This is a genomic window from Pseudoalteromonas carrageenovora IAM 12662 (genome assembly GCF_900239935.1).
GTDB lineage: Bacteria > Pseudomonadota > Gammaproteobacteria > Enterobacterales > Alteromonadaceae > Pseudoalteromonas > Pseudoalteromonas carrageenovora.
In genome coordinates this window covers 1,351,050-1,368,273 of sequence record NZ_LT965928.1, presented here as the reverse complement: position 1 = coordinate 1,368,273, position 17,224 = coordinate 1,351,050, and the positions used below count along the sequence as shown (strand labels likewise).

Sequence of the window (17,224 nt, the reverse complement as noted above, 5' to 3'; positions counted from 1 at the left end):
TTTGCTTAAAACGGCATTTTCATACCTGGTGGTAATTGCATACCGCCAGTTACTTTGCCCATGCGCTCTTGTGTTTCATCAGCCACGCGTCGTACAGCGTCATTACATGCTGCTGCTAATAAATCTTCAATCATGTCTTTGTCGTCTTCCATTAAACTTTCATCAAGCTCAACACGACGTACATTATGGTTACCAAGCATAGTTACTTTAACTAGGCCTGCGCCCGCTTCACCTACAACTTCTAGTGTTGCGATTTCGTCTTGGGCTTTTTGCATGCGCTCTTGCATTTGCTGCGCTTGCTTCATCATGTTACCCATTCCACCTTTAAACATAATTTTCTCTCTTTCTTTTAAACTTTAATTGTCATGAAGATAAGGGCGATTGTATTTAATTACAATGCCTGAATGCTATTTTCGTCAATTTCCGCGCTAAATACCTGCTGAAACTGCACTATATTGTCATCCGTTGTGATCACATCGATTGCTTGTTGATGACGACCTACATCTATTTTTTGTTGAATTAAGTAAGGTGAATCTATCACCCCTTTTGCAAAATTAATGCTAAGCGATACATTATGCTCATAAATGCTTGATAGTGCTGCATCTAATTTTTGGCGAAGCACAGGTGTATCTAAATGTTTTTGTGATTCATCAACATCAATATGCAAATTGTTACCTTGCTTAGTAAAAATGGAGTGCAACGCAAACTGGCGCATACGCCCCCCTAAGCCCATACGCTTAATTAAATAAGCCCATTCATCTTGCTGATGTGCAAACCTAATTTCGCTGATCGGGCTTTGAAAATCATCGGGCACCGGAATACTTGGCTCTTCAGGGGCGGCTTCTACCACCTTTTGAGGATTAATTTGTTCAAGTAACTCTGGCGCTAAGTTTTCAGTAATTGTTTGATGTTTTTCTTTAAAGTCAATCTTACGTGCTGGTTTTGTATTTGCTTGATTAAGTGACTCTGTTTGGCCCCCTGTTACTGGGAGCTCATGCTTTTTTTCACTCTCACCTGCACTATTGGTTGCCCATGGTGGTGCATCGTCAATTGCATCAAGGTTTGGTGCGCTTTCATTACTCGCTGGCTGTGCATTTTGACTCGTTGCTACTTTTGGCATTCTAGGATGCTGGCTAGGTTCTTTTGCACTTGGCTTGGTTAACGGCTCTGATGCGTTATTTTCAGCAGTGCGAGTATTTGCACCTGAAAGTCTACCTGCGCCCGATATATTTCTGTCACGTAAAATACGGGCAATAGCCGATTGCGCCTGAGCGTCTTGCTCTGCAATTGGTGTACTCGTATTTTGGCTAACCGCACTTTCACTTGATGCCGGCTCAGAGGGTGACTCTGAATTAGTGCTTTGCGCAGGGTTAAATCCCTGCTCTACGGCACTGTTCATTATATCGTCAAATTGCGAAGCGAGTGTTTGCTCAGCATCGCTATGTTGCATATAAGCTTCATCTTCACTTTGATGCTGAGCTTGTGCATCTGAAATTACAGTACTTTTTGGCTGCTCATTAACCTGTTCAGGTTGTTGAACTGGCGGCTTGGCCTCAATTGTAGCGGGCTGCGTATTCGAAACTTCATTGGCAACTGACGGCTCTTGTACAGGTGGTACTTGAACCATTGACTCTTGTTTTTGAGTGTTTAGCTGTGAAGTATTATCTAAAGCTTGTGTGCTGTTAGTTGAAGGACTACTTTGGTTACCTGTTGTTTTTTGCGATGTTTTATTTTTATTTAATATATCTCGCAGTGCACTCGCTCTAACTGGTTTATTTTCAACAGGCTCTTGAGCTGCTAAAGGCACAGCCTGTTTATGCTCGGTTTGCGTTGGCTCAAATGCTAATAGCCTTAGCATTATCATTTCAAAGCCTAGGCGAGGCTCTGGTGCCCACTGTAAATCTTTTTTACCATTTAACAGGAGTTGATAATACACTTGAATCTGTTGTGCACTCGTATGCTCAGCAACATGTGCAATATAATCAACGTTCTTTTCATCAAGTGCTGCAGCTTCAGGAATAAGCTGACTTAATTGAACTAAATGCGTAAGTGCAATTAAATCATCAAGTAATGCTACATAATTTGGGTTACGACTAGCAACTTGCGCTATTTCATTCATAAGCGCTGGGCCATCTTGCGCTAATAATGCGGCAAGTAAACTTTGGCTATAATGCGTATCCATTAAACCAAGCATAGTTTGTACTGCTTGATTATTTATATCACCATTTGTTTGCGCTATCGCTTGGTCAGTTAAACTAAGCGCATCGCGCATACTGCCATCAGCCGCTTTTGCAATAATGCTAAGCGCATCATTGTCAAAACTTAGTTGCTCATGAGTTAATACACGCTCTAACTGAGCTTTAATTTCACTTTGCGATAATGCATTTAAGTTAAATTGTAAGCAACGAGATAAAATAGTGACAGGTAATTTTTGTGGATCGGTTGTCGCTAATAAAAATTTCACATGCTCTGGTGGCTCTTCTAACGTTTTTAAAAGGGCATTAAAGCTATGCTTTGAGAGCATGTGAACTTCATCTATTAGGTATACTTTATGACGCCCGCGCGTTGGCGCATATTGCACGTTATCAAGTATTTCGCGGGTATCTTCTACTTTAGTACGAGAGGCTGCATCTATTTCAAGTAAGTCTATATAACGACCTGCTTCTATATCTGTACAGCTACTACACTTTCCACAAGGAGATGCAGAAATGCCTTCATCACAATTTAAGCTTTTAGCAAAGATACGCGCAATGGTGGTTTTACCCACACCTCGGGTTCCAGTGAATAAATACGCGTGATGCAGTCTATTTTGTGTAAGCGCATTAACCAGCGCTTGTTTAACATGAGACTGCCCAACCAATTCATGAAAGGTTTGTGGACGCCATTTTCTCGCTAGAACCTGATAACTCATCGATTACTCGCCTTCAAATTCAACCAATTTTAGGATTTTAATACCCATTTTTTCGATGCGTTGTTCGCCGCCAAGCTCTGGAAGTGAAACTACAAATGCTGCATCAGTTGCTTCCCCGCCAAGTTTATTTACAAGCTTAGCCGTGGCTTCAATTGTACCGCCTGTTGCAAGTAAATCATCAACTAACAACACTTTGTCGCCTGGTACTATTGCATCAACATGAAGCTCAAGTGTGTCTTCACCGTATTCTAATAAGTAATCTTGGCGAATAACTTCTCGTGGTAATTTACCCGGCTTACGCACAGGAATAAATGGAATACCTAAAGCATAAGATAAAGGTGCGCCAAAAATAAAGCCACGTGATTCTGTACCAATGATTTTAGTAAAACCTTGATCTTTATACTCGTTTATAAAAGCATCAATTGTTGCTTTAAACGCGTCAGGGTTTGCCATTAATGTGGTTACATCGCGAAACATAATGCCCGCTTTTGGATAATCAGCAATTGTAGTTATGCTGTGTTTGATAATTGCTGGTGTTACTTGAGTCATAATTTTAACTGCTCAATGGTTTATATTACAAAGCAGGTGATTATAACCTTAACTGACCTTAAATTGCGAGTTTGCAATAATTATAAAAAAGAAAGAGCGGGAAGATTTACGAGGATTAAAATTAAAATGGTCAAGGCTGATGCTAACAACAGCCTCTCGATGCAAATACATTTTAAGTTAAGCTAGTGATCCAGCCTAAAATCGCATTTAAACAACCAATACCTGCAAATACCGCTAAAAAAGCAATAAAGTAAGTAGCATTAAACGGATCTTTAAAATCTTTATCATCTGACATGGGTACAACCCTTTATTAAGCACGATAAATTAGGTTGCCATGATAGACGATGTAAAAACATCTATAAAGGGCTTAATCTTGATTTTTTGTCACTATTACTCTGCGCTCCGCCATTGCATTAAGCGTAGCAAGTGCGCCTTGGTTTATTTGTTCTGGGCTAAACTGTGGAGCATGGCTTAATACCTGTTCACAAATTTCGTCAAAGGTAATGCCATTACTATTTTCAATAATTGAAAGTAATAAAGCCGTCATTGCATTGGTTGCCAAAAATTGCACATCGTCTTGTGCATCTCTATAAACAACAAAATAACTTGGTTGCTCGGCTGGGTGCTTAGGTTGAAAGTCTACACTGATAGTTTGAACCGGATATTGGTAACTTAAATTACGCGCTGTAACCGATAAGTATAGCGGAGCATGTGTAATATCAGTTGCATTGAGCTTTTGCTCTTGCGGATTATCCATAGCAATAGATACATCAAGCTCTATCCATTCGTAATGAGCAAGCTCTAACATAAAGGGAGGATCATTTTTTTGTATTTTATAATCACTTGATAAGTAATTAATGAATTCGCCTGCTATATCTAAAAAGTATGGTGAATGGCAATCATGGTTACTAAAAAATTGCCTAACGAGCTTTTTCCATTGTTTTTCGCTATATAAGGTTTTCAATACCGGAAAACCCGATGAAATAAATCCATCTACATTATTAAAAAATAAGTCACGATAAATAGCCATTCGCCTGTCTTCTATGTCGCTGGGCTTTTTATTTTGTTGAGGCTGGCGAATATGTGCCATAAATTCGTTTTGTACTTCAATAAAACTCATAATTGCATACTCTTTTAAACAAATATTAAGCACTTTGCTTAGTTAAAGACGAATTTAAATACTTACTTTGCAGCTCATGAATAATGTCTAGCTCTTTAGTTAATACATTCATCGTTGGAATATTAAAATCTCGCTCAAGCAGTGTAGGAAAAACACCGTGCTTTGCATAAGCTTTATCTAGCAATTCCCACACAGGGTCTATAACATCTGCACCGTGGGTATCTACAATCAAATCTTCGGCTTCATTATAATGCCCTGCAACATGGCCATAAGCGATACGCTTTGAAGGCAGCCCATTTAAAAACTCTTCAGCATTGTATCCATGATTAATTGAGTTAACGTAAATATTATTAACATCTAGCAATAGCTTACAATCAGCTTGCTCTAAAATAGTATTGGTGAATTCAAGCTCAGATAACTCTTGGCCAGGCGCACCATAGTAAGAAACATTCTCTATCGCTATTTGGCGCTCTAAAATATCCTGTACTTGCTTAATGCGAGGAACAACATGTGCGATTGCATCTTGAGTAAACGGAATTGGCATTAAATCGTACATATGGCCAGTGCCGGAGCAATAACTTAAATGCTCACTAAATATTTTAATATTGTGCTCATCAAAAAAAGTTTTAAGTGACTTCACAAATTCAATATCTAATGGCTCAGGTGAACCAATTGAAAGCGATAATCCATGACAAACAAAGTTAGTAACATCAGTTAATGTTTTAAATTGCTTTTTAAAACGCCCACCTAGTTTTAACCAGTTCTCAGGTGCCACTTCCATAAAATCTACTTGCTTGGGTACATGCTCAAGTAGCTCATCAAGCATCTCACGACGAAGGCCGAGCCCTACCATACCAAACCCGGCGTTTTGAGTTGTTTTCATTATTGTCTCCTTAAAGCAAAAAGGGCCCAATGGCCCTTTTAGTATAATTGCAGCTGAATAACTTAAGCAATTACATCAAAATGATTATTGGCCACCACACTTGCCTTCGCCACATTTACCTTCTTTTTTTGCTTTAGTATCGCCACCACATTTGCCTTCGCCGCACTTACCTTCTTTCTTAGCTTTTGCGTCGCCGCCACATTTGCCTTCGCCGCACTTACCTTCTTTCTTAGCTTTTGCGTCGCCGCCACATTTGCCTTCGCCGCACTTACCTTCTTTCTTAGCTTTTGCGTCACCGCCACATTTACCTTCGCCGCACTTACCTTCTTTTTTATCTTTTGCGTCACCGCCGCATTTGCCTTCGCCGCACTTACCTTCTTTTTTATCTTTTGCGTCGCCCCCACATTTGCCTTCGCCACATTTACCTTCTGCAGCATCCAATTGGTAACCTGTAACTAGCTCTTGAAACTCAAATGGGTTAGCTTGTACATCTGTAGATACAAAACTTGCAGAGCCAACAACTACTGCACCTAAAGTTAACGCGATTGTATTTTTTTTAACTGTATTCATATTATGACTCTCTTTTATCAAGGGTTGTATTCTAAAACTACTCACGCAATTTTTACATTTGTATGTAGTTGGTATAATTAAGTAGACCTGACTGATAATAAAATCTTTCATTTATTTTCATTTTTTTTACTATTCACTTTATTGAAATAAATATGGACGACAAATACAGATTTATCAATTTAAGATTTACGGTTAAACTATGCGTCCAATTTTTAGCAAAACATTAAATATTTTATGAAGCTTGTTTTAGCGCCTATGGAAGGTGTTGTTGATTTCAAAATGCGCCAGTTACTTACCGATATAGGTGGATTCGACTTATGTGTAACTGAATTTGTGAGAGTTGTAGAAGCATGCTTACCCGATAAAGTATTCCATAGATTTTGTCCTGAGCTTCACAATAATGGTTATACCCGCGCAGGAACGCCAGTACGTGTACAATTACTTGGACAAGAAGCAAACCCTCTTGCTGAAAATGCAATAAGAGCAATCTCGCTCGGCTCTCATGGCGTTGACCTTAACTTTGGTTGCCCTGCAAAAACGGTTAATAAAAGCCGTGGCGGCGCAGTATTACTAAAAGATCCTGAACACATGTATACCATTATTAAAGCCGTAAGAGATGCTGTAGATAATGACCATGAGGTAAGCGCAAAAATTCGTCTAGGGTTTGATGATGATTCTAATAGCCAGGAAATAGTTGATGCAGTAGTAAGTGCTGGTGCAAATAGCGTTGCTATACATGCTCGCACCAAACGAGATGGTTACAATCCTCCTGCATACTGGGAAAAGATCCCTCCTATTATAAAAAACAAGAATATTGCAGTGGTTGCGAATGGTGAAATTTGGCAGGTTGAGGATGCTTTATTGTGCCAAAAACGCAGCGGGTGCACTGATTTAATGCTTGGCCGAGGTGCTCTTTCTCACCCTGACTTAGCAAAAAAAATCAAAGCTCATGTTAACAATGAACAATATAATGCTTTAGAGTGGGAACATATAATTTATCATCTAATTCATTCTGCTATTCATCAAGACCCAGCAAAAGACGAAAAGTATTTTGCATCACGAACTAAACAATGGCTTGGCTACTTAAAACGCCAGTATCCTCAAGCAATTGAGCTATTTGATGAAATTAGACGCTTGAAAAGTAAAGAAGATGTTGCAGGTGTATTAAAAAAATATGCCAAAGCACCGCAACTTGATTCAAATCATAACGGTTAAGTTTAAACCCTAGATAATATCAGTATAACGATAAGCCAATTTTAAAGGTTATACTGATATGAACCATCAGCAAAAACTCGATGATGAGATAACTAAAGTCCAATCAGCTATAATGGCAATGCTGTCTGAATCCCCCCACTCTTGTTACCAGCAATTAAAGTGTGAATTATTGACCATTGGAAGAAATGATTGGCTTGACCATGTTGCGCAAAAACTCGGACCTGAATACACCCCTTTAATAAATAGAATGACTCAACTTGAGGCTGCAATAAGCCAAATTGATATAGGCCAGTATGGATATTGCTGCGATTGCGAAAAAGAAATACCCGCAACCTTACTTGAAAAGGATCCAGCAGCGCAGCGCTGTGATAAGTGCGCTAAATAAGCGTACTTATCACGTTAGCATAGGTAATAATCATAACGTTGTTGATGCAAAACTAAATGACTGCCCTGGATATAAAATAATATCTTCCACTAGATACTGCGCAAACTCTGGGCTTATTTTTAATCTTTTAATTAAGTTTACCTTAGCCTGAGGTAGTGTCCATGCGTGATAATGAATACCAACATCAGTTTCCATCATCACTAGCATTAAAGCACTATTAGAAGCAGAAGCATTCATGTTAGCTGCCATTGATGGTAAATCGAGGTAATGGCTTTGCCAACCTAAACCTGGGATTTGTTTACTACTTTTAACAACTTGAACTATAAAAGAATATTCATGTGTTTTAGGGACATCTACATTAGATATAGACTCTGTAACTTTTAACATATTTATTTTTTTATTAAGTAATGAAGCCCATTCAAGTGGAGAGTGAACAGCGCCACTAAAATAATTAAGCTTACTTTGATACCACTCGCTACCATTAGCAAGACCGCGAAGTCCTACACTCCCGCGAACCTTGTAATTACTTAAATACACGCTAAATGCCCTTAAGTGGCTTTGCAGAGCACCTTGAACTTTATTATTTTTAAGTGTTTCATCAACATACGAATTTAATAAAGACAGCTCAACTTTATTTAGCTTTAAATTACTTTGTTTAGCACTATCTAATTGATCTTGAGTCAATTTTAGCCATTTAATAATGTTGTCTGGTTTGTGTTTTGTACCATCAAAAGCAAGCATGTTTTCAAGTACGTTTATCTGAGCTGGCCAATTAAAGTAACGCTCAGGAAATCGCTCAGCAATAACTAAATAGTTCACTTGAGCAATTTGATTCGATTCAAGCTGCATATCCATTAAGCTTTGATAAATAGCATGACGCTTAGCCAAATACGCATCAGAGAAAACGAGTTGCTCGTCAGTTAACGTATCTATTTTTATTGTTTTTGTTTGTACAAGTGCGGTATTTAGAGATTTTAAAGCCGTCTGCGCGTCTTCAAATGATGTAAATGGTTGAGGTTGCTTTGAGCATGCAGCTAAAAACAGACACATAAGTGATAAAAATGAGAGCGTTTTATACATAGTTTTTCCAATAAAAAAAGCCCCTGAGGGGCTTTTTAATAAGTTGCTTAAGCTAATTAAAGTTAAATTTTAACACCGTTGCGAGCGGCTTTATCTTTAATATAAGTAGACCAACCTTTAGCAAACTTACGAGTGCGTGGGTCGTCCATAGCTTTAGTAATAGCAGCATATGCTTGCTTATACTTACCTTGGTAGTAATACGCTTCAGCTAAGTCTGAATAAATAGTACCTTTTTTGTCAGAACCAAGTTCTAACGCTTTGTTCAAACGAACAACAGCAGCACTGAATTTTTCAGATTGTAAAAGTAATGAACCTGCTTTGCGGTAAAGCTCAGCATCTTCATCAAATTTAGCAGCTTCTTCGTAATACTTAGCAGCTTTTTCTAGATTCTTAGAGCGATGGTAGTTACTCGCAATCGCGCTAACATTCTGCTTAGTACGTTTTACTTTATCTCCTTTAACGGCCTTTTCTAACGTTATAGCTGCTTTAAAAGGAATCTCGTTTAGAGAGTAAAAGTTTGATAAAACTTTATATTCAACTTCATTTTCAAAGTAACCGTTCTTGTATGCAACTTCCATAGTTGCTAGACCTTTAGAATAGTCTTCGGTTTGTAGGTAATATTTACCTAAGCTAACCCAAGCCTTTTTATCATCTGGCCACACACGAACAATCTCTTCGCCAATCTTAACCATGTTTGCATAATCTTTTAACTCAAAGTATGCACCTAGTTTTAATTGGTAAGGGCCTTTATTAGGCTCTTTTTGAAGTTTAATTGCTTTATCAGCTGGTTCAAAAACGTCACGGTATTGCTCTAGCTGATAGTTAGCTTGAGCGATACGTGTATAAACTGTTGGATCTTCTTCACCTGTAAAGTCCATCCAAGCTACATAAGCTTTTTTGGCTTCTTGGTACTTCTCAGTACCGGCGTATAAATCACCTAACAGCTTTAGTGTCTGTTCTTGGTCAGCAAAGTTTAAAACATCAGGCGCAACTGCTTGCTTAGCGTATTTGATCGCATCGGCATACTTTTCTTTTTGAGCGTACATGCTACCTAAGTAACGATTTACGGTCGCTTTATCAAAGTCATTCGAAGGTTCAATCTCTCTAAGCAAAGCAATAGCTTCATCAACTTTTTCTTCGTTGTACAAATCAAATGCTTTAATTACTTTTTTACCAGTACGCTCGCCCATGATTTTAGTTTTTGCTTTCTTACGCTCTTCAATCTTTGCGTAATCTGGCGCCGCTAAAACAGATGCACTTAATGTAGCACCTGACACAGACATAAGAATTGCAAGAGCAGTTACTTTAGAAAAATTTCTCATTACTCGCCTCCTTAGTTGCCTTGGTTAAGTTTAAAGTCTAGTTGAACTTGTAAACCTGGTTGTTTTTGTGGTTTCCCGTCAATGATCTTAGGACGGTATTTCCACTTACGCAGTGCACGTTTAGCTTCACGGTCAAAGATACGTTTAGGGTCAGCGTCGATTACTTCAACGTCGGTCACACCACCTAACTCATCAATTGTGAATGAAAGTTGAACCCAACCTTCTTTACCATCACGCGCTGCTTGCGTTGGATATTTTGGTTCAATACGAACGATAGGTGTCGCATCACCATCTCGTCCAAATGCACCTGGACCACTTAGTCCACCAGCTGAACTACCTACATCAATGCTACCCATGTTAAATGACATAGCACCAGGGTTAGGATTATTATTTTCCGGCTGTGGCGGCTGCGGTTTAGGCGGCTGCTTTGGCGGTGGCGGAGGTGGAGGCGGTACACGCTTCCTCTCCTGCACCTTAGATTCAGGCGGATTCGTCATTATTTCGACTATGATCTGCTCTTTTTGTTCCGTATTACGGTCAGCCCCACCAGAGATGAGGTAAGCCATGAAGTAGAACAAGCCGAAAGTAACTGCCCCACCTGCAATCAGTGAAAACAGAAAACGAATCATTACTGATCTCCAGCTATTGAAATTCTTAGGTTATCACCCGTCGCTTTGATCTGGTCCATAACTTTAACCACTGTGCCGTGTTTTGCTTCTTTATCAGCTTGCAAAATTACAACATCAGTAGGTTGTTCTGCTAATAAACTTTCGATTTTTGCTGAAACACGTTCAACGTCAACCTGCTGTTTATCAATCCAGATAGCACCATCACTACGTATAGCAATAAAAATGTTAGCATTTTTTTGCTTCGTAGCTTGAGCCGCTTTAGGTTTATTGACCTCGATACCAGCCTCTTTAACGAACGATGTAGTTACGATAAAGAAAATAAGCATGATAAATACGATGTCAAGCATCGGCGTCATATCTACCGCTGCTTCTTCTTCTTCACGAAAACGTTGTTTACGTGCCATATTTAATTCTCTCTCTAGTGATGAGGCATGCTATCTACAAGTTTGGCTTTCACCATTCTCGCTCTTGCCTCAAGGCGTGAGCTAAAGAAAACTCCAGATAGTGCCGCAACCATTCCAGCCATTGTTGGGATTGTTGCCATTGAAATACCTGATGCCATTAAACGTGCATTACCAGTACCTTGAGTTGCCATGGTTTCGAAAACCGCGATCATACCCGTTACAGTACCAAGTAAGCCTATTAAAGGACAAATAGCTACTAATGTCTTAATCAACAACATACGCTGATCTAATTTTTCAGACGCTTCAGAAATCCATGCTTCACGGATTCTGTGTGCGTACCAAGACGTAGTGTCTTGGCGGGCATCCCACTTGGCTACAATGTCCTTCGTCAAACGAGGAAATTCAGCAAGTAGGAACCAATAGCGCTCAATCATTAAAACCCACATAAGAAAGAGTGCTATCGCGACCACGTATAAAACCTGACCGCCTGTGCCAACAAAATCCCTGATAGATTCCCATATCTCCATCAGGACTAGCATTAGGCTTTCTCCTTCTCCGCGTGAGTAGCGATGATACCAGCGCTTTGCTCATCAAGGATATGTAATACCGACTTACTACGACCTGCAACAATTGAGTGAAGTAGGATAAGTGGTAGTGCTGCGATAAGACCTAGCGCTGTAGTTACAAGAGCTAGAGAGATGTTACCTGCCATGATCTTCGGATCACCTGTACCGAACAATGTGATTGTTTGGAACGTTAAGATCATACCGATTACAGTACCTAGTAGGCCTAGTAATGGTGCGATTGCAGCAAGAATCTTGATGATGTTGATACCAGCTTCAACACGTGGAGTTTCACGTAAAATAGCTTCATCAAGTTTAAGTTCAAGGTTTTCAACATCTTGAGTCTTGTTGTCATGGTACACTTTAAGAATACGACCCAGTGGGTTGTTTGTATTCGGTGTAGACAAGTTCTTAAGCTGAGACTTGATCTTAGAAGTAGTAAGCGCTAAATCAACAAAACGTACTAAGAAGATTAATAGACCTACAGCTAATAGTACTGTGATGATGTAACCAACTTCAGCACCTTGCTCGTAGTATTCCATAAGCGTTTTCTTCTGCGTGTTGATACGTAAGATTGCACCACGAGTCGGGTCAACGTATACGCCAGCATAGTTATCTGCAGAAGTACCTTCAAGAGCAGAGATACCGTCTAAAATGTAGCTATCAGGTTGTTTACCTAAAGGCTGAATAGACTTAGTCTCTGGCGAGTAGATTAAGTAACCTTCGTCTGTAACTAAGTTAAAGTTACCGATACGAGTTACTTGCTTCATTGAAGTATTACCGTCAAGACCAGCAACTTCAGTTTCAAAAGTAGAAACTTTCGCTGACTCAGTCATTTCTGTTTGAAGTGAAATCCAAAGTTCTTCAAGTTCACGAACTGTTGGAAGTTCTTTAGCAGCTGCTAATGAACGTAATACTTCAGCACGACCTGGCTTTTCAGCACTTACTAGTGAAGCTTCGATAGAACCGATAGCGTCTTGAGCTGCACGACGTACAACACCAAACATTTCACCAAGTGTACCTTGAGCGTTTTGAAGAGCTTGCTCTTTTTCAGCTAAAGTATTTTCGTTTTGTGCATATTGCTTAGCTAAGCTATCACCACGTGCTTTTTCAGCAGCTAGTTGGCTTTTTGCTTTATTAAGTAATGCTTGCTTGTCAGCACGTTCTGAAAGGAACTCTTGCTCACGTTGCTTATTGATTTTACCTTCAGAGATACGCTCTTGCTTAACTTGCTCAAGAATTTTATCTAAAGCACCAGTATTTGCGTGTGCATTAAGCGCGGTACCTGCAGAAACAGATAGTACTGCTGCAACAGCAAAACCTTTAAATAGTTTCTTCATTATTTAATTACTCCGCGCCAAAAATTGGTAGTTTAACAAGTTCTAGTGTCGCTTGCTTACGCGCCATACGGATCACTTCTTTAACTGATTTTAGGTATTCATCACCTAACTTCTTCCACTCTTTAGTGTTGTTATCCCACACCCAAGCGTGTTTTAAGTCAAAAGACTGTGCTACGTATGAAATACGACCTAAACGACCGATATCAACGTTAATGTTCTTGCCATCAACTTCTAAAGTACCTTGTGAAGCTGTTACAGCTGAACTGTAAGCAGTTTCTACTGTGTACGCTTCTAGAACTTGGCGGAATTTCTCTGACGTCGTTACAGACGCAGAAGCCATGATGTCGCGAAGTTTCTCAACACGTCCAAGACGCGTTTCAAGATTAAATGGAACGTCCGCTTTGATGAATTGCTCAAGCGTATCGATCATGCGATACATCAAAGGCACAACGTTTTGCTTTGTGTTGTCAATTGTAGCGATTTGACGGTCAAACGACTCGATAGAAGCGTTTTGGTCAGCGACCAAACGTGCTACGTGATCGTTGTATACTTTCATAAGTTCAGTCTCATCAACAACGCTACGGTACTCAGCGATTAGCTCCTGAGTTTGACCATATACATTGTCAATTTTAGTTTGAGACTTAACAGCAGCCTTTTGAATTTGTTGACCTGCTTTTTGCACGTCATTCAAAGGATCTGCAATCACATTGCTGCTTGCAAATGCAAAAGCGCCAACCAACGCAGTTGCTACAAGACTCTTTCTGATTTTAACAGACATAGTTCCCAACCAATTAAGTAATGTTACTTTTATAATTTAATTATCCTCCGAGGAGAACAACCCTGATATCTTTTAATAGATATCAACCTACCAATAATGCTAAATGCAATTGATGCTGTCAACTTGATGTTTGCTGATATCAGTAAATAAATAGCGAAGATAAAGGTTGCACTAAAGTATTAGCATACAACTGTTAACATTATTGCAACGACATTTTTTTTTGATATATCAATTAAAGCCTTTTGAGGGGGGTATTTATTCGCATTACACTGACAAACAACAACATAATTGTAACATTTAACTAAAACTGAATTCGCACTGAAAAAAACTCAAAAAAAACGATACAATTATAACAAAAGTTATTTTTTAAACTTACTCGGTACATTTCCTCACCTTTTTTACACTTCGTCCTATAAAACAAACCGTTTGTCGCACAAAAAAACAACAGTGTGCGGTTTTAGTATCACTTGATTGAGTAGAGCAAAGCCATTTTGAAAATATAGATAAAAGCTTTGCTTCTATTTATATTTCGCACTCCTACCCCAGGGCGTGTTGATCTTTGATGATTGAATTTACAGCAGTATGTTTGATTTTTAGGCAAGGCAGAGCCTATGAAGTGTGGTTACTCCCCATAAATAGGCGATAACGCAGCATAAATGCCAAACATGCGCTGCCCTTCGTGTTCTGCCTAGGGGCGATAAACTCTTTGTTGCCTACATGGATGTAGGTAAGGGGCGTGAGCAGGACGCGGAAGCTTTACTCGGTTTTTACTTAGCCCACTAGGTTACAAACCTCGCGCCGCGATTTAGTCGCCCCTAGATTGAACAAATTTCAATCCGCAAAGATCAATACGCCCTAGTAATTAGTCAGCTATTCAATCAAGGCAGAGTCTATAAAGTGTGGCCATCGCACATCTTTGATATGACATTGTAAAATCTAAATAAGCGCAACCATCTAGGTTCGCCCTAAACCTGCTTGACTCTTTTTATTACTCAATAAGACCAATTCGCTTAATTAAGTGATCTATTCTGAGGCCGGAAAACGTGTTTATAGTTGGGTAAAATATTTGCTATTTAGTTGTTCTCGGCAATTGCTATAACTTCTGCATCCCTGCGGTCGTAAATGAGAATTTTTAACGCATGTAGCAACACGTTTAGCCCCGCAAAATGATTGAGTATTATTGTGGATTGATACTAAGTATAGTTTGTAGGCTGGATACTGAAACCTTTTCAGCCTGCTGTAATATAATGATGGAACATTTAGGTATTGCAAGAATGGTTTCTAATACCACTAGGTTAAAACCGCGTGATACTATTTAGTTTCATTCTTAGAAAAATATTACCTATGAACGCCAATAGCCTCCCCCCCTAACACTACTCCCTTTTATATAAGCTCATCATTTTAGTAATACATAGAGTTAAAGGTACTTTTAATCGGGGATAAAATTCTGAGGTACTTAATTAATTATTAATCTATATTGAGCAAAGGTATTAAGTTATGAGTACTATTTGGTTTGATAAAATAAACTTTAATAATTACCTAATCGTCATAAACCAATTGTGGTAGTACATAATGGTCAATGCTGATAACAGTCGTTATTTTTATCAGTTTTTTTAAATGAGTTTGCAAGGTAAGCTGGGGATTTTGAGTTTAAATGGAAAGTTAGAGTTTGTGATTAGGGGATTATGGTGAAACAGATGTCTGCTTCACCACGATGAACTAAGGTTCACATAATTAAAATTATGCTACTTCTACGTTCTCAGCTTCAGGGCCTTTTTGACCTTGTTTGATGCTGAATGTCACTGCTTGACCTTCGCTAAGAGTGCGAAAACCAGAACCAGTGATTGCGCTGAAATGTACAAACACGTCAGGACCATTTTCTTGTTCAATGAAACCAAAGCCTTTAGCTTCGTTGAAAAACTTTACTTTACCAGTAACCGACATACTAAATTTTCCTGTAAGTCAATAATTAAAATTCAGCCATATTATTATGGCTATATCCTCCCTGAGTCAGTGCCCAAAATTCTGGAGGTATAGTACAGGAACAAGTTTTAACCTAACCGGTAACCTTAAACGCAGCACAATATCCGTAAATTCAATACGCAAAAACTCAAAGCAAGTTAAGATTAACACATTAATTTTTTTTTGGCTCTATTAATTGGGATTTATTTAATAAGAAACTTAACTTTCTTTAATTTAATGATAAATGGTTAATTTAAAAGCAGAAATAATCTTAAATATACTATTGTATGATTTAAAAACTATAAATAGAGGGCTTATTTAAGCATTTTATAAAAAGTACTTAAATATCATATTCTTTTAAGAGGCTAGAAACCCAATGGTAAGAAACTAAAAAAGCCACAAAATTTCATTTGTGGCTTTATAAACATTTAATCGTACTATTTTACTTGCCAATCAATAGTGTCTTCTGCCTTTATAGGCACGACTTTAGAATCACCCAAAGTATAAGTTGCGGGTACTTTCCAAGGACTCTTTTCTAATGTAATTGTATCTGTATTGCGCTCAAGGCCATAAAAGTCAGCTCCAAAGTGACTTGCAAACCCTTCAAGTTTATCTAAAGCACCTGCATCTTCAAAAGCCTCAGCGTACAACTCAATTGATGCATGAGCTGTGTAAGCCCCAGCACAACCGCACGCAGCTTCTTTTTTGTCTTTGTAATGCGGTGCAGAGTCAGTCCCTAAGAAAAACTTTTTATTACCACTAATTGCAGCCCCCATTAAAGCTTGCTGATGAGTATTACGCTTAAGGATAGGCAAACAGTAATAATGTGGGCGAATACCACCCGCTAACATATGATTACGGTTATAAAGAAGATGGTGTGCTGTAATGGTCGCGGCTACGTTCTGCGGTGCAGCCATAACGAATTCAACAGCATCTTTTGTTGTTATGTGCTCCAAAACTATTTTTAATTCAGGAAAATCAGCAACAACATCGCCTAAAATAGTATCTAAAAACACCTTCTCACGGTCAAAAATATCTATTGAAGAATCTGTTACTTCACCGTGCACTAAAAGTAGCATACCGACTTCTTGCATCGCTTTTAAAACAGGATAAATATTTTTAACTGATGTAACGCCTGAATCAGAGTTAGTAGTCGCTCCTGCTGGATATAATTTTGCAGCAAGAATTTTACCCGTTGCTTTGGCTTTCTTGATTTCGTCTGGAGTCGTTTTATCCGTCAAGTAAAGCACCATTAAAGGCTCAAACTGCCCTTGTGGACCAGCATTCATAATGCGCTCACGATAAGCTAATGCAGTATCAGTACATGTTGCAGGTGGAACAAGGTTTGGCATAATAATAGCTCGACCCATGTAGCGGCTAATGTCGCGCACAGTATCTTTTAACTGATCACCATCTCTTAAATGTACATGCCAGTCATCTGGGCGAGTGATAGTGAGAGTTGTTACGGTGTTAGATGTATTACTTGTCATTACTTTGTTCCACGGCTGAATTT

18 protein-coding genes are annotated in these 17,224 nt (G+C 38.9%); 2 read left to right on the top strand and 16 right to left on the bottom strand.

Going from position 1 to position 17,224, the window contains the following annotated elements:
• Positions 1-5: 5 nt before the first annotated feature.
• The 7 genes from ALFOR1_RS06310 to ALFOR1_RS06285 all read right to left on the bottom strand — a co-directional run bounded on the left by ALFOR1_RS06310 (position 6) and on the right by ALFOR1_RS06285 (position 6,033).
• Positions 6-332 (bottom strand): YbaB/EbfC family nucleoid-associated protein, encoded by a 327-nt coding sequence (locus ALFOR1_RS06310; RefSeq protein WP_058548860.1) that lies wholly within the window; start codon positions 330-332, stop codon positions 6-8.
• A gap of 59 nt (positions 333-391) precedes the next feature.
• Entirely contained in the window at positions 392-2,911 is a 2,520-nt protein-coding gene (dnaX, locus tag ALFOR1_RS06305) for a DNA polymerase III subunit gamma/tau (RefSeq protein WP_104642396.1), read from the bottom strand.
• Between the two features lie 3 nt (positions 2,912-2,914).
• Complete coding sequence (apt, locus tag ALFOR1_RS06300; protein ID WP_104642395.1) at positions 2,915-3,460, bottom strand: adenine phosphoribosyltransferase; 546 nt, start codon at positions 3,458-3,460, stop codon at positions 2,915-2,917.
• A 172-nt stretch (positions 3,461-3,632) separates the two neighbouring features.
• On the bottom strand, positions 3,633-3,755 hold the full coding sequence (locus ALFOR1_RS20615; protein WP_008132255.1) for a hypothetical protein: 123 nt from the start codon (positions 3,753-3,755) through the stop codon (positions 3,633-3,635).
• 72 nt (positions 3,756-3,827) lie between these two features.
• Positions 3,828-4,580 (bottom strand): HvfC family RiPP maturation protein, encoded by a 753-nt coding sequence (locus ALFOR1_RS06295; RefSeq protein ID WP_104643629.1) that lies wholly within the window; start codon positions 4,578-4,580, stop codon positions 3,828-3,830.
• Positions 4,581-4,605: 25 nt separating this feature from the next.
• Positions 4,606-5,463, bottom strand: a complete 858-nt coding sequence (locus tag ALFOR1_RS06290; RefSeq protein ID WP_373864951.1) for an HvfB family MNIO-type RiPP peptide maturase — start codon at positions 5,461-5,463, stop codon at positions 4,606-4,608.
• Positions 5,464-5,547: 84 nt separating this feature from the next.
• Positions 5,548-6,033: an HvfA family oxazolone/thioamide-modified RiPP metallophore gene (locus ALFOR1_RS06285; RefSeq protein ID WP_104642394.1), complete on the bottom strand. Its 486-nt coding sequence runs from the start codon at positions 6,031-6,033 to the stop codon at positions 5,548-5,550.
• 234 nt (positions 6,034-6,267) lie between these two features.
• On the opposite strand from ALFOR1_RS06285, the gene ALFOR1_RS06280 reads away from it, so the two are divergent.
• Positions 6,268-7,248, top strand: a complete 981-nt coding sequence (locus ALFOR1_RS06280; RefSeq protein WP_104642393.1) for a tRNA-dihydrouridine synthase — start codon at positions 6,268-6,270, stop codon at positions 7,246-7,248.
• 58 nt (positions 7,249-7,306) lie between these two features.
• The gene (locus ALFOR1_RS06275; RefSeq protein WP_058548853.1) at positions 7,307-7,633 is read left to right on the top strand and encodes a hypothetical protein; all 327 of its coding nucleotides are present in this window, start codon (positions 7,307-7,309) and stop codon (positions 7,631-7,633) included.
• A 30-nt stretch (positions 7,634-7,663) separates the two neighbouring features.
• Here ALFOR1_RS06275 and ALFOR1_RS06270 read toward each other — a convergent pair whose 3' ends face one another.
• From ALFOR1_RS06270 to pyrC, 9 genes are all read right to left on the bottom strand, one after another.
• Positions 7,664-8,713: a hypothetical protein gene (locus ALFOR1_RS06270; protein ID WP_104642392.1), complete on the bottom strand. Its 1,050-nt coding sequence runs from the start codon at positions 8,711-8,713 to the stop codon at positions 7,664-7,666.
• A gap of 62 nt (positions 8,714-8,775) precedes the next feature.
• Positions 8,776-10,035, bottom strand: coding sequence for a tetratricopeptide repeat protein (locus tag ALFOR1_RS06265; protein WP_058548851.1), 1,260 nt, complete (start codon positions 10,033-10,035; stop codon positions 8,776-8,778).
• An 11-nt stretch (positions 10,036-10,046) separates the two neighbouring features.
• Positions 10,047-10,664: an energy transducer TonB gene (locus tag ALFOR1_RS06260; protein ID WP_058548850.1), complete on the bottom strand. Its 618-nt coding sequence runs from the start codon at positions 10,662-10,664 to the stop codon at positions 10,047-10,049.
• Positions 10,664-11,068, bottom strand: coding sequence for an ExbD/TolR family protein (locus tag ALFOR1_RS06255; RefSeq protein ID WP_006792384.1), 405 nt, complete (start codon positions 11,066-11,068; stop codon positions 10,664-10,666). The genes ALFOR1_RS06260 and ALFOR1_RS06255 overlap by 1 nt, the downstream gene beginning before the upstream one ends.
• 14 nt (positions 11,069-11,082) lie before the next feature.
• The gene (locus ALFOR1_RS06250) at positions 11,083-11,607 is read right to left on the bottom strand and encodes a MotA/TolQ/ExbB proton channel family protein (RefSeq protein WP_058548849.1); all 525 of its coding nucleotides are present in this window, start codon (positions 11,605-11,607) and stop codon (positions 11,083-11,085) included.
• The gene (locus ALFOR1_RS06245) at positions 11,607-12,971 is read right to left on the bottom strand and encodes a MotA/TolQ/ExbB proton channel family protein (protein WP_104642391.1); all 1,365 of its coding nucleotides are present in this window, start codon (positions 12,969-12,971) and stop codon (positions 11,607-11,609) included. The genes ALFOR1_RS06250 and ALFOR1_RS06245 overlap by 1 nt, the downstream gene beginning before the upstream one ends.
• 7 nt (positions 12,972-12,978) lie before the next feature.
• Entirely contained in the window at positions 12,979-13,749 is a 771-nt protein-coding gene (locus tag ALFOR1_RS06240; protein ID WP_058548847.1) for a DUF3450 domain-containing protein, read from the bottom strand.
• Positions 13,750-15,489: 1,740 nt separating this feature from the next.
• Positions 15,490-15,693 (bottom strand): cold-shock protein, encoded by a 204-nt coding sequence (locus ALFOR1_RS06235; RefSeq protein WP_004588138.1) that lies wholly within the window; start codon positions 15,691-15,693, stop codon positions 15,490-15,492.
• Positions 15,694-16,148: 455 nt separating this feature from the next.
• Positions 16,149-17,201, bottom strand: a complete 1,053-nt coding sequence (gene pyrC / locus ALFOR1_RS06230) for a dihydroorotase (RefSeq protein WP_104642390.1) — start codon at positions 17,199-17,201, stop codon at positions 16,149-16,151.
• Positions 17,202-17,224: the final 23 nt, after the last annotated feature.